The sequence below is a fragment of the Rhodococcus sp. P4_E4 genome (assembly GCF_056401575.1).
In genome coordinates this window covers 136,082-149,378 of record NZ_JBFUJB010000001.1, presented here as the reverse complement: position 1 = coordinate 149,378, position 13,297 = coordinate 136,082, and the positions used below count along the sequence as shown (strand labels likewise).

Annotated in this window: 11 protein-coding genes; 5 read left to right on the top strand and 6 right to left on the bottom strand. The window is 62.2% G+C overall.

Annotated features, from left to right (window positions below; all coding sequences use genetic code 11):
* Positions 1-2: 2 nt before the first annotated feature.
* Positions 3-1,190: an MFS transporter gene (locus tag AC1DVN_RS00715; protein WP_477993142.1), complete on the bottom strand. Its 1,188-nt coding sequence runs from the start codon at positions 1,188-1,190 to the stop codon at positions 3-5.
* Between the two features lie 216 nt (positions 1,191-1,406).
* Here AC1DVN_RS00715 and AC1DVN_RS00710 point away from each other — a divergent pair, with 216 nt between their 5' ends.
* Positions 1,407-2,036, top strand: a complete 630-nt coding sequence (locus AC1DVN_RS00710; RefSeq protein ID WP_019745022.1) for a TMEM175 family protein — start codon at positions 1,407-1,409, stop codon at positions 2,034-2,036.
* Here the strand turns inward: AC1DVN_RS00710 and AC1DVN_RS00705 are convergent.
* Positions 2,033-2,617 (bottom strand): CGNR zinc finger domain-containing protein, encoded by a 585-nt coding sequence (locus AC1DVN_RS00705; protein WP_477993140.1) that lies wholly within the window; start codon positions 2,615-2,617, stop codon positions 2,033-2,035. The two genes, AC1DVN_RS00710 and AC1DVN_RS00705, sit on opposite strands and share 4 nt — an antisense overlap.
* Positions 2,618-2,719: 102 nt before the next feature.
* Between AC1DVN_RS00705 and AC1DVN_RS00700 the strand changes: the two genes are divergently transcribed.
* From AC1DVN_RS00700 to AC1DVN_RS00685, 4 genes are all read left to right on the top strand, one after another.
* A complete protein-coding gene (locus AC1DVN_RS00700; protein ID WP_477993138.1) occupies positions 2,720-3,622 on the top strand; it encodes an NAD(P)-dependent oxidoreductase in 903 nt (300 codons plus the stop codon).
* A complete protein-coding gene (locus AC1DVN_RS00695; RefSeq protein ID WP_477993136.1) occupies positions 3,619-4,818 on the top strand; it encodes an MFS transporter in 1,200 nt (399 codons plus the stop codon). Before AC1DVN_RS00700 ends, AC1DVN_RS00695 begins: the two co-directional genes overlap by 4 nt.
* Before the next feature lie 12 nt (positions 4,819-4,830).
* Positions 4,831-5,346, top strand: coding sequence for an Rv2253 family sensor-like surface protein (locus AC1DVN_RS00690; protein ID WP_019745018.1), 516 nt, complete (start codon positions 4,831-4,833; stop codon positions 5,344-5,346).
* A 114-nt stretch (positions 5,347-5,460) separates the two neighbouring features.
* Positions 5,461-7,884: an ATP-dependent Clp protease ATP-binding subunit gene (locus tag AC1DVN_RS00685; protein ID WP_477993134.1), complete on the top strand. Its 2,424-nt coding sequence runs from the start codon at positions 5,461-5,463 to the stop codon at positions 7,882-7,884.
* Positions 7,885-7,936: 52 nt separating this feature from the next.
* Here AC1DVN_RS00685 and AC1DVN_RS00680 read toward each other — a convergent pair whose 3' ends face one another.
* The 4 genes from AC1DVN_RS00680 to AC1DVN_RS00665 all read right to left on the bottom strand — a co-directional run bounded on the left by AC1DVN_RS00680 (position 7,937) and on the right by AC1DVN_RS00665 (position 13,258).
* The gene (locus AC1DVN_RS00680; protein WP_477993132.1) at positions 7,937-9,829 is read right to left on the bottom strand and encodes an FAD/NAD(P)-binding protein; all 1,893 of its coding nucleotides are present in this window, start codon (positions 9,827-9,829) and stop codon (positions 7,937-7,939) included.
* A 176-nt stretch (positions 9,830-10,005) separates the two neighbouring features.
* On the bottom strand, positions 10,006-11,196 hold the full coding sequence (fahA, locus tag AC1DVN_RS00675; protein ID WP_477993130.1) for a fumarylacetoacetase: 1,191 nt from the start codon (positions 11,194-11,196) through the stop codon (positions 10,006-10,008).
* Positions 11,193-12,062: a hypothetical protein gene (locus AC1DVN_RS00670; RefSeq protein ID WP_060938126.1), complete on the bottom strand. Its 870-nt coding sequence runs from the start codon at positions 12,060-12,062 to the stop codon at positions 11,193-11,195. The genes fahA and AC1DVN_RS00670 overlap by 4 nt, the downstream gene beginning before the upstream one ends.
* Positions 12,059-13,258, bottom strand: coding sequence for a homogentisate 1,2-dioxygenase (locus tag AC1DVN_RS00665; RefSeq protein WP_019745013.1), 1,200 nt, complete (start codon positions 13,256-13,258; stop codon positions 12,059-12,061). Before AC1DVN_RS00665 ends, AC1DVN_RS00670 begins: the two co-directional genes overlap by 4 nt.
* Positions 13,259-13,297 lie beyond the last annotated feature (39 nt).

The window sequence follows — 13,297 nt, the reverse complement described above, 5'->3', positions numbered from 1 at the left end:
CCTTACGCGATGACGGTAGTAGTGATGGCGGCGCTGTGGTGACGATACGCACCCTCGGTACGTGCGGAGAGTCGGGAAACCAAGGCGAACGGGACTAATAGAACGAAGCTGATCCCGGAGATGATGACTCCGAAGGTCGGATACCCGAGGCTGGCCGTCACCGAAGTGCCGAACAGCGGCGCGAACGCGGAGCCGATGAGGTAGGTGCCCAGTAGTGGGGCCGACCATCGGCCGGCGGCGTCGAGCGCGGCCGAGATGGCAACCAAGACGATGAACGTGGCCGCGTAGACAGTGTTCCAGGCGATGACCAGTACCAGGTAGATCGTGGGATCGGTGGTGAGGCTGGCAGACAGCTTCAGGATTGCCCCGAGTATCAGTAGCACGGAGATCGATACTGTCCGACTGACCCGAGAACCCAACGCGGTCAAAGTAACAGCCGCGAGCACGCCACCCGCCGTTGATGCGCTCAGCGCGAGACTCATTTGTTGATCCGAGAGTCCGGCGTGCTCGGAACCCATGATGCCGAGTACTGCCCACAGTGAGTCTTCGCTGATCGCCCAGACTGCAAGCATCGCGAGAAATGCGGTTCCGGCAAAAGTGAGTCGTTTCGCGCTTACCCCGGCGGGGAGAGTGGTGGTCGTCTTGGCGGACTTCGCCGTCTCCGGCGACTCTTTCACCGGGGATGACGGCAACCAGGTGACCGTTGCTGCGGTAGCCAGTGCCAGGACTGCGACGATGCCGAATGCGTTGGTCATGTGTGTGCCGAGGATGGGTATGAGAGCGAGGACGGCTGTGACGACGACACGGTTCACGAGGCCGCTGATGCTTGACGCCCGGTCCGGGACGATGATCGCGGTACACGCGATCATCGTGGACGGTGCGATGGCCGCAACGCCGAATGCTGCTGCCATTGCCATCAGGCTGACGCGGCCGAGGAGATGACGATGCCGACCCGATGCGATACGAGTGGTGGCGAGGCAGGTGAACGCGCAGACCAGCAGCGATGCGGTCAGGACGGCACCGGCGGCGGATTCGGTGACACCGAGGTCCTCGACCATTGCCACGATCATCAGGGGGATGAGGTTCGCGGTGATGAATCCCATGACACCGATGCTGAAGACGGCAATACCGCGGTTGGCGGTGAGTGGAACCCGGTCGGACTGCGTAATCGCAGAAGCGTTGATTGGCACTAGGGCAACCCCATGTCCTGAAGGGGGTGGCGGAACCGACCCCTGATGGCGTGATGCGAGTCACTTAATGAATGTGATTCGTTAAGTATGGGGATGGGCCCTGCCTCGGTCAAGGGGTATAACGAATTTGATTCGTTAATTGTATGTTTCGGGATACCGCCTCCCGCAAAGTGGCGTCGCCGGTCTGTTTCTTGTTGTGAGGCTTATGCTTCCGCAATGGCTGAGATTGCGGAACGCACCCGCTACTTCGAGCGCTACGTCACTTTCGTCGACGCGATTGTCGCCATTGCGATCACGCTGCTCGTCCTGCCGCTGGTCGAACTCACCAGTGACCACCACGGCACCACGTCGGAACTCCTGCGCGATCACGCTGCGCAGTTCTATTCGTTCGCCCTGAGCTTTCTGGTGATCTTCCGTCTCTGGTGGTCGCAGCATCGGCTGCTTCGTTTCGTGGTCGACGGAGACAAGGTGGTTGTGCGCGGGCTGGGGTTGTGGGTGATGACCATCGTGTTCTTGCCGTTCCCGACTGCGCTCGTTGCAGCGCCGTCGCAGGATCTCGGAACCAGGGCTCTCTACATCGGGACAATGGCAGCCAGTGCTGCGTGCCTGGCGGTGGTCGCGTGGGGTCTGGTTCGCAACCCTTCGTTGAGCGAAGAGAATGCGAAGCCGCATTTCACCGCTGAAATCGTCACTTTCCTGATCATGGTGGTGGCGCTGCTCGTCAGTGTGCTCGTTCCGGTGACGTCGTACTTCCCGCTGTTTCTTCTCCTGCTGTCGACGCCGATCGAGAAGCTGTGGAACCGAGTGGCGGCGAAATGGAGTCGCGGTGAAGGTGAGATGAGCTAGTCGGCGCGAGCGGTCATCGCGGATTTCTTGGCTTTGTTTCCGCAGATGTTCATCGAGCACCAGCGTCGGTTGTTGCCGCGGCTGGTGTCGACGTAGAGGCCGGTGCACCCGTCGCCCTGGCAGGCTTTGACGCGGTCGTGGTCGGGTCCACCGAGCACCGCGATCGCGTCGGCAGCCACTATCGACAAAGCGTCGCGGATCGGATTGTCTCCGGCTGATTTCCAGAGGGCCCGGCCACTCTCGAAGACGAGGTGGGCATCACCGAGTTCGGATGCGGTGTTGACGATCCCGACATCGGCGCGTGAGGCGCGGCGGTCCTCGCATACGGCGGTTCCGATGCGATGAATGGCCTCACGTAAATCCTGCGCGCCGCGGAGGTCGTCGTCTGTCGCGGTTGCTGGGGTGTCCATCAGATCGTTGGCGCGTAACCATAATTCGAGTCGCTGCGGGCTCGTGAGTCGTTCGAACCTCAAGCCGTTCCGATTGGTGAGGGTGGCGGTGAAGCGGAAGGCGAGCGTGTCGTTGTCGAGTCGAAACACGTCCCGAGCGGATTGATCAGCTCCTGCTTCGTTCACTTTCATCCTCCTTTGTAGCGAACCATCTCAACCGGTTCGACAGCAACTGTACCTGTGTGAGAGTGTTGAACCGTCTTAGGTGGTTCAACACTCTCGAGAGGGAAATCCATGACTTCTGTTTCCGTGGTCGGTTTGGGTGCGATGGGTCGTCCCATCGCTCGAAATCTGATGGGTGCAGGCTTCGACGTGACGGTGTGGAATCGCAGCCCTGAAGCGGTAGCCGAATTGGTCGCGGAAGGGGCGACCGGCGCGAAAACCGTTGCCGAGGCATTCCAGTCCGGTGTTGTGCTGTCGATGTTGGCGGATGATTCGGCCGTGTCTGCGGCCATTCTGGATCCCGCCGTACTCGCATCCGTTCCGACTGGAACCGTGCACGTCAACATGGCCACCGTCAGCGTCGGCCTTGCCAAGCGCGCCGCCGCACTGCACGCCGACTACGGCATCGGGTACATCGCGGCGCCGGTATTCGGACGCGTTTCTGTTGCTCAGGCCGGCCAGTTGAACATCATCGCCGGCGGCGACAGTTCCCTCCTCGAGCGAGTGCAACCCTTCCTCGACGTCATCGGGGCTCGTACGTGGCCACAAGGTGAGCGTCCGGAGGAGGCCAACATCGTCAAGATCATCGGCAACTACCTCATCCTCGCCGCGATTCAATCCTTGGGTGAGGCAATCACATTGGGGGAGAGGTCAGGTGTGGACGGAAGCCAACTCGTAGAACTGCTGACCTCGACGATCTTCCCGGGGCCGGTCTACTCCAGCTACGGAAACCTTGTCGCGACGCGTCAGTACGAGCCTGCAGGATTCACCACCACTCTGGGCCTCAAGGATTTGAGGCTTGCGCTCGACGCCGCCGACAGCGTCGATCTGGATTTGCCGTTCGGCGGCGTACTTCGAGGCGTGCTCGCTCAGGCTCTGGCGAACGGTCAGGGCGAGATGGACTGGGCGTCGATTGCAGAACTGGTCCGTTCCGGCCAGTCGGGTGAAGGCAGTCCCGAAACACCGACGAGGTGAGCGCGAACTCGGACGGGACTGCGACTTCGGCACTGGCGGAGACCGATTCCGTCCGGACGCTACCGCTGGCCGGGTTGTCGGCACTCGCAATGGCAGGTTTCATAGCAATCACAACCGAAACCATGCCGGCCGGACTACTGGTGCAGATCGGGTCAGGGCTGTCCGTATCTGTCTCCGGCGCCGGGCAATTGGTCACTGCATACGCGTTGGGCTCGGTCGTCGGGGCGGTACCACTGATCGCATTGACCCGAGGACTGCGACGGCGTGCTGTCCTGGTGTCGGCGACTGTTGGATTCGGTGTCTTCAATCTGGTGACAGCGCTGTCGTCGAATCTTGTTCTCACCTTGGGTGTTCGGTTTCTGGCGGGCATGGCAGCAGGTGTGGTGTGGGGGTTGCTTGCGGGGTACGCACGCAGGATGGCGCCCCCTCATCTGCAGGGGCGGGCCGTTGCGGTTGCCTCCGTCGGACAGCCGATCGCGCTGGCAATCGGCGTTCCGATGGGTGCGTGGCTCGGGACCCTGGCCGATTGGCGCGTAGTCTTCGCCGTGATGTCGGTTGCTGCGCTACTTCTGGTCGTGTGGATACTCACGGTGATGCCGGACTTTCCCGGGCAACAAGCGGATCGGCAGCTGTCGGTGCGGAAAGTCCTGGTCCTGCCGGGCGTACGACCGATTCTGTTTGTCGCGTTCTTGTGGATCTTCGCGCAAAACATCGTGTACACGTATCTGGCGGCGTTTCTGGATCGCATCGGTTTCGGCGATCGGTTGGGAATCGTTTTGTTCGTGTTCGGACTTTTCGCCTTCGTGGGCATCGGTGTGGTCGGGGTGTTTGTCGACCGGGCCCTTCGAAGTCTCACCGTGCTGAGCTTGGTGGTCTTTGCCGCAGCTTTGACGGCGTTGGGCGTCGGCGGTGACAGCTTCGCAGTGATCGCACTCAGCGTTGCGGTATGGGGCGTGGCATCCGGAGGCGCTCCCACTCTCCTTCAGACTGCGCTCGCCGACACGACGGGCGACGCTGTGGACACTGCGCAATCGGTTTTCGTGACGATCTTCAATGCGGCGATCGCAGCGGGCGGCGTCGTGGGCGGGCTGATCTTGGCGGACAGGGGTGCGGGAGCGTTGCCGTTGGTTTCGCTGGTGCTGATCGTCGTCGGTGTTCTTGTGGTCAGTATCCGACAATTCGGACATAGCTTGTGATTCACTTCACGCATGCGAAAGTCATTGCTGGTGGTTGCTCTCGTTGCTACTTGGTTTGTCGCCGGAGCGATGCCCGCGGGGGCTGCGGATGCGAACTGGTCCGGTGATTACTCGCTCAAGCGTTTCGCCGCGACCAAGACGGGCACAAGTCTGGCCGCCAGCCAGTGGGAGCCCGATTTCTCCGATACATACACGTTCGAGACGGATTGCTCGAGCGGAGTCTGTATCGCCACAGTGGTCGGCGGTCCGGCTCCCGCCAATCCGACGTTGCCGCAGCCTGCGCGATACACCTGGGACGGAACCAGTTGGGTGCACCCCTATGACTGGGAGTGGGATTGCTACCAGGGGGAAGGCGTGCCCAAGGTGTGGGCACCGGCGCACTCCGAGGCGTATTACACACCTCAGCCCGATGGCAGTCTGAAAGGTTCGTGGCGTACCGACATCGCGAGTGGTCCCTGCGAGGGATCGGTGATCATGCACGTCGAGGCGTACCCGGTCGGTCGATCTACCGGATCCTTCGGTAGTTGAGAACGATCTGTGGCCCGAAGGTGTTGAAACAAATCTGAGCCCGCGGGAATTGATCGAGCCCCATGCACGTTAATTGAGTCAGTAACGCTCAACTTTCTGCAAGGAGGCTTCGGAATGCCAGCATTCTTCGGGCCCGAGGGTCCCGGTCGCATCGATATTTCCCGGCTCATGAGCAGGGCCACCCAGCAACTCATGGCTGACGCTGCACGTGTAGCGGCTGCTCGCGGTGATTCGGATCTCGATGCACTGCACGTTCTCCGCGTCATGGCGGAGCAGGATCCGGTCCGCACGCTCATGCAGCGCGCCGGAGCCGACCCGAAATCCGTGGTCGACGCCGTCGACCTGCGGCTGCCACAAGGCCGTGAGCAGGGGGCCTACTCTGCTCCTGCGCTCAGCAGCGCCGTGAAAACCGCTCTACTCGAGGCTCATCAACTGGCCCGAGCCCTGGGATCGACGTACATCGATCCCGAACACCTCTTCATCGCATTGGCTGGTGACCCCGATCATGTTCCGGGTCGTCTGCTCGCTTCGGCCGGCATCACGCCGGAGAAGCTGCAGGCAGCGGTTCAGAATCCTGCAGCCGGTCCAGTCGAAGAGGAGTCCACCACACCGACGCTCGACAAGTACGGCGTCGATCTCACCGATCACGCACGCAACGGCGGCGTCGATCCGGTGATCGGCCGCGCCGACGAGATCGAACAGACCATCGAGATCCTCTCCCGCCGCACCAAGAACAACCCCGTCCTGGTGGGTGAGGCCGGCGTCGGCAAGACTGCCATCGTCGAAGGTCTCGCCCAGCGCATCGTCGACGGGGATGTCCCGGAATCGTTGATGGGCAAGAGGATAGTCCAGCTCGAACTCTCGAGCATGGTCTCGGGTACTCGCTACCGCGGAGACTTCGAGGAACGGCTGACCAAGGTGATCGACGAGATCACCGCACACAAGGACGAGCTGATCGTCTTCATCGACGAGATGCACACCATCGCCGGTGCCGGAGGCGGCGCCGAAGGTGCGATGGATGCCGGAAACATCCTCAAGCCCAAGCTCGCTCGCGGTGAACTGCACATCGTCGGCGCCACCACGCTCGACGAATACCGCAAGAACATCGAGAAGGATCCCGCGCTCGAGCGGCGCTTCCAGCCCGTACAGGTCGGAGAGCCGTCGATCGAGGACGCGATCGCCATCTTGAGCGGACTGCGCAGTCGGTACGAGGATCACCACAAGGTCCACTACACCGACGAGGCGATCACCGCTGCGGTGGAGCTGTCGGCACGTTACATCGGCGACAGGTTCTTGCCGGACAAGGCAATCGACTTGATCGACCAGGCCGGCGCCAGGCTTCGTTTGAAGACTGCCACGGTAGACACCGCTGCTCTGCAGCAACGTCTCGAGCAGCTCGAGAGCGACAAGGAGAAAGCCGTCGCCGACGAATTGTACGAGAAGGCGTCGACCCTGCGTGACGAGATCAACGGCGTCGCAAAGCGTCTCGAGAAGGCAGGGTCCTCGGTTCCTTCCGAGGAAACTCCGGATGTGACTGCTGAACAGATCGCCCAGGTTGTCGCCCGTGCCACGGGTATTCCGGCCAGTCAGATGACTCAAGCAGAGAAAGATCGCCTGCGCCGTCTGGAAGAGGAACTGCACGGTCGTGTCATCGGGCAAGATGACGCCGTTCGCGCAATCGCGCGTGCGGTGCGTCGTAGCCGGACCGGTATGAGCGATCCGGATCGTCCCGTCGGTAGCTTCCTGTTCCTCGGACCCACCGGTGTCGGCAAGACGGAGCTCGCAAAAGCTCTGGCTGCCACACTCTTCGGTGACGAGAACAAGATGCTGCGCTTCGACATGAGCGAGTTCGGTGAGAGGCATACGGTAAGCCGATTGGTCGGTGCTCCTCCCGGATATGTCGGCTACGGCGAGGCCGGGCAGCTCACGGAACAGGTGCGTCGTAACCCGTACTCGGTGATCCTGCTCGACGAGATCGAGAAGGCACACCCGGACGTGTTCAACACCTTGCTCCAGGTGCTCGATGACGGGCGTCTGACCGACGGCCAGGGTCGGACGGTGGACTTCAAGAACACCGTCGTGATCATGACCAGCAATCTCGGCTCGGACATCATTTCGAGCAAGTCCGGTGGACTGGGCTTCACCACAGGTGATGCAGAGTCGGCGGAGAAGCCACTGCGCGACCGCGTGATGGCCAGGTTGCGCGAATCGATGCGGCCGGAGTTCCTCAACCGCATCGACGAGATAGTGATCTTCCGCAAGCTCGACACCGAGCAACTGCACCGGATCACTGATCTGTTGCTCGACGACAGCCGGAAGCGGTTGCAGTCCAAGGGCATCGACATCGAGTTCACCGCCGACGCAGTGGACTGGATTGCCGAGCACGGGCATCAACCCGAGTTCGGGGCTCGCCCGTTGCGTCGTTCGATTCAGCGTGTGGTCGACGACAAGATCGCCGACATGCTGCTCGACGATCTCCTCGAAGAGGGCGGCAGTATCACCGTCGCGGTTGACGAGGGTGAGTTGGTGTTCAGCTAGGAGGGGCACAGCCCCCGTGAGCGGTTAGGGAGTCTCTGGACTCCCTAACCGCTCAGAGGCGCGCAGCGCCCAAAATCTCCGCCGCCAGGGCGTCGTTGTGCCGGAAAAACCCCGCATTGGTACGGGGACGAGGGAAAGCCGCCGACCAGTTGTGGCCTGCAACCCACGGCCCGGCCGCGAAGCGGCGAGGATGAGCTGTGTTGTCCTGGTCGAGAATTCGTGAAGTACCGTCGACGGCGAGCTTCGCCGAACTGTCCACGGTCGCACGAAGTTCGACTGCCTCGCCCCGACCGTGAAGCGTCCGCAGGAGCGAGTCACCGCTCGCGCTGATGGACGCAACCGGCAAGCGTGCTTCGACGAGGGTGTTCGCGGCCACGATGTCGGTGTGCGACGCACTGCGAGCGACAAAGATCCCAGCCCCCGTTGCCGGGTCGATCTCGGTGGAGAACGCTGAATCCGGCCCGAGGAACTGGACGATGCCGGCCTCGTTGAGCGCGATCAACTGTTCCAGTCGCTCGGGTGGCGGACCACTGGCGATGAAGCTGAAGAACGAATGAAGCCAACCCTCGACGTCCTTGGCGACGGATTCGGCCGGGATTCTGCCGCGCCGCAGCAATTCTCCGACAGTCATGTACGTCGACAGCAGCGCTGAGAAGACAGCGGCGTCGGCGCTGAAATACGGGTCCGACCTCCGCGCGACGTCTGCCGAGATGTATTCGTTGATCCGGGATTGGACCTCGGCAAGTCCGTCGTAGCGCTCACCGCCGAGTGGGCGGTTCAGTCGCTCGAGATCGATACGGTCTTCCGGCTTCGGAACTGCGTTCTCGACCAGTTCCTGCAATCGAGACGATCCCCAAGCCAGCGAGGCGAATTCGGCGTCGAACTCCTCCCAGGTGCCGACCGTCCGATCCGGGTGCGACGCGAACAGTTCGTGATAGTGGGCGCCTGCCAATTCTTTCGACGCCAGCGGCCAGATGTCGTTTCGGAAATCCAACGGCCCGTCGCCGGGCACAAGATCAGCGGTGAAGAACCGGGGTAGCGGTGGCCGCGCGTCGGCGATCGAGTACGAAATCTTGGAGTGGTACGGCACGCCTCGACGAGATCCGGCGTACAACAGAGGTTCCCGACCCGAGGGAGTGTAAGTGAGGGTGCCGTCCTCACCGCGTTCGAAGACGCCGCCGCGGCTCTCGGCGAGGAGAACCATCCAGTCGATGAAAGCCAGCCCGAGCCCGGCGATCAGAACCGGTTCGCGTTCGGGAATGACATCGGCGTCGAGGTCGGCGGTGTATCCCGGACCTACGTAGGTCAACCCGTGCTCGGACGCGAAGCTGGTCAGCGCGGTTTCACGCGAGGCAGCCAACGCATCGGGGTGCCCTTGCGCGAGAAGGACGGCTGTCGCTTCGATGACAACTCCGTCGTCCAGATGAACCGTCTGTATCTCGCCGACGTTCACGATGTCGACCACGGATCGTCGATGAACCCGAACGTCGACGTGCGCTGGTGCAGAGTCGACCGCAGTCTGGAACACCCAGTTCAGGTATCGGCTCTGCAGTGACCTCGATGCAAACGACGACGGGGTAATCATCGGAACTTCTGCCGCGATTTCGGGGAATTCGGCAAGTTCAGCCGAGTGCTCGGCGACCCATTCCGCGAGGGTCGGACCCGGCAGCACCGGGCCGGTCACGGCGGTGGTCTCGTCGGTGAACATCGTGACGTCCGCGGTTGTCGAATTCATCCACAGAAGCGGCGCCTGGCTGCCTCGCCAAATGCGGCCGGCGCCTGCCGGATACGGGTCCACGACGTGAATGTCGATCGGTATGGGATCGGCGTTCACCGATTCGTGAGCGAGGATTCGCTCGAGTACGCCGGTCCCGCGGGGGCCACCGCCCACGATCACGACGACAGCTGCTGTCCCCACTGAGGTACGGGGTCGATCGCCTGGCACGAGTCCTCCATCGGACCTGGCAGAAAGCACCCGCACCTCAGCAGAGGGGGTTGCTGCGACGTCACGGAGCCAGGACTCTCGATCGCTCTGGATGGTTTGTCCAGCTTATCTTCGGAGAATCGTGAGGCAAGGAATTCCGGACATCAGATCAGCGTGAATCAAACAGTTGTCAATCGTTATCTTTCGGTTTGCGTTGCCGGCAGGATCCGAGCGTGAACATCCCCGAAGCCGATTCGTGATCCCCCGACGCCGGGAGCGGTGGCTGAGATGGCGATGGTGTCGCCGTCTTCGAGAAAGGTTCGAGTCTCGGAGCCCACAGTCACGGGTTCCTTGCCACCCCAGGTCAGTTCGATGAAGGCGCCGCGCTGATCCTTGTCCGGTCCGGAAATGGTTCCGGATGCAAAGAGATCGCCGGTGCTCGCTGCTGCGCCGTTGATGGTGGTGTGCGCAAGCATCTGCGCAGGCGACCAGTACATCTGGGCGTAGGGCGGCCGGGAGACGACGTGACCGTTCCATTCGACGGCCAGGTCGATGTCCAACCCCCACTTCTCCTCGCCGCGCAGGTAAGAGAGAGGTTCGGGGTCCTGCACCGGCGTATCGATTCGGGCCTCTTCGAGCGCGAGCAGCGGGACAACCCACGCAGAGATGGACGTCGCGAAGCTCTTCCCGAGATTCGGGCCGAGAGGGACGTATTCCCACGCCTGGATGTCCCGGGCGGACCAGTCGTTCACGACGACGGCGCCGAAGACGTGCTCGGCAAAGTCGTCCGGGGTGATGGAATCGCCCATCTTCGAGGGAGTTCCGACGATGAAGCCCATTTCGGCCTCGATGTCGAGGCGGCGGGACGGTCCGAAATCCGGGTTCTCCTGATCGGGTGACTTGCGCTGTCCGCAGGGGCGAACGATATCGGTGCCGGAGACGACGATGGTGCTCGAGCGCCCGTGGTATCCGACCGGAAGGTGCTTCCAGTTCGGCATCAAGGGGGCAGCGTCGGGTCGGAACAGGCGTCCGAGGTTGGTCGCATGATTTTCCGACGCGTAGAAATCCACGTAGTCGGCCACCGCGATCGGCAAGTGCATTGTGACTGAGTCGACGGGAAACACTGCTTCCGAGTCTATTTCGCCGGTCACTAGATCCGTGATCCGATTACGCACCGATACCCACTGATCTCGGCCCAGCGCCATGAACGCATTCAGACTCGGTTCGGCGAAGACGGAATCTCCCAGTGTCGCTGCGAGATCGACCACCGAGTCGGCGACCCGAACACCAACACGCGGTGATCCTCCGGCGGGGGAGAAGATGCCGTATGGCAGATTGTCGATCCCGAACAACGAGTCGGCGGGAATGTCGATGGTCGTGACGGTCATACGAGTGTTCCTTCGGTTTTGTCGGAGCGGACGATCAATCCGAGACCTTCGAGTTCGGTGAGAGGGTCCGAAATGCTACAGGTCCCGAACGAGAGGAAGCGGCGACGCACCTCGCCGGCCTCGTCCGCGGTCAGTTCGGCCAGGGCTTGCGCGATCGATTCGCCATCGCGTTGCGCCAGAGCAGCAACAACTTCCGAGCGGTCGGCGCCCCGCCTCACAGCGTTGACGGCCACCATGATGTTGAGGAAGCCGTGCTGCTCGAAACCTGTCTCCGGATCGGTATTGCGCACGCCGTGATGCAGTCCCGCGGTCGCCTTGAACGGGATACCCGCTCGGACAACGGATATCACGGCATCGGCGAGCTCGTCCTCGTCCGGGTACGCTTCGGCGACAATTCCTCCGGTGCGAAACTTCGCGGAGTACCCGGCGGTTTCGAGCGCCGTCAGAAAGTCCACGCGTCGATCACCGCGGGGTACCTCGACAAAAATGTCCAGGTCGGGATGAGCGGCATGGACGGGAGCGAGTTCCTCGAAGGCGGCTTCGGCGTCCAACCCGTCAGGAATTCCCACTTCGACGGCGGCGACGCTGACACCGGGGATAGCGAGCGCGTTCGACAGTGCCGCCGCCGTATCGGCTGGACCGGCCGGCACAGTCAGACTCAGCGTCACCGGGTTGTCAGCTGAAACGTACGCGGCCAGTTCGCTCAATCGCGGCGCGGGAAAGACGAAGGGCCCGACCAGTGCGTCATAGTCCGCCTGCTGGTAGGCCGCGTGGGCCGGAACTGCCTCGGCGAGAGGAGCATTGCCGGGTGGGAAGAGTGCTGCGTCGTCGCACAGGCCGCGCAGGAGTGCGGAGATGATCGTCATTGCTGAGGCCCCCGCCCTGCCCAACTCCAGGCGTACGCTTCGTCTTCACAGGCCAAGGCTCCCTCACCCAATTCGAGGGGCCGGAACGTATCGACCATCACGGCCAGCTCGTCGAAGAACTCGGCGCCGATGCTTCGCTCGTATGCGCCGGGTTGTGGGCCGTGGGCGTGGCCGCCGGGATGAATCGATATCGAACCCTGCCCGATGCCGGAACCCTTGCGTGCCTCGTAGTCTCCGCCGCAGTAGAACATGATCTCGTCCGAGTCGACGTTCGAGTGGTAGTACGGCACGGGGATCGACAGGGGGTGGTAGTCGACCTTGCGGGGCACGAAGTTGCAGATCACGAAGTTGTTCCCCTCGAATGCCTGATGCGCGGGCGGCGGCTGGTGAACACGGCCCGTGATCGGCTCGTAGTCGGAGATGTTGAAGGTGTACGGGTACAGGCATCCGTCCCAGCCGACGACATCGAAAGGGTGCGTGGGATAAACCATTCGGGTGCCGACGATGCCCGCCGACGTGCGGTGCTTGACCAGTACCTCGATGTCGGTGCCTTCGGCGATCATGGGCGCGGTCGGTCCGTGCAGGTCTCGTTCACAGAACGGTGCGTTCTCGAGTAGCTGGCCGAAGCGGGAAAGATAGCGCTTGGGCGGGACGATGTGACTGTTCGCTTCGATGGCGTAGGCACGAAGTGGTTTGTCACCCTTGGGGATCCATCGATGCGTTGTGGACATCGGGATCAGGACGTAGTCACCTTCACAGGCCTCGAGTGTGCCGAAGACAGTCTCGACGGTCGCCTCGCCAGATTCGATGTAGACCATCTCGTCGCCGATTGCATTGCGGTACAGGGGAGATGGCGCCGCCGCAACGACGTAGGACAGTCGCACGTCGGCATTTCCGAGGATGAGACGACGGCCGGTTACCACGTCGGTCTCGTTCCAGGTGCTTTCGGGAAACAGCGTGTGGAGTTTCAGATGGCGCGGTTTGAGGGGATGGTTGGGGGTTGTGCTCTGATCGCGCAGTTCCCAGACTGTTGCGTCGACGATGGCCGACGGGATCTCGCGGTGGTAGAGCAACGAAGAATCCGAGGAGAAACCTTCCTCGCCCATCAGCTCTTCGTAGTAGAGGTTGCCGGACTCGTCACGGTGTTGGGTGTGACGCTTCGGTGGGATGTTGCCGAGTTGTCGATAGAACGCCATGACGGGGCTCCTTCTGTGCTGTTCTGCCTGGCTCACCTC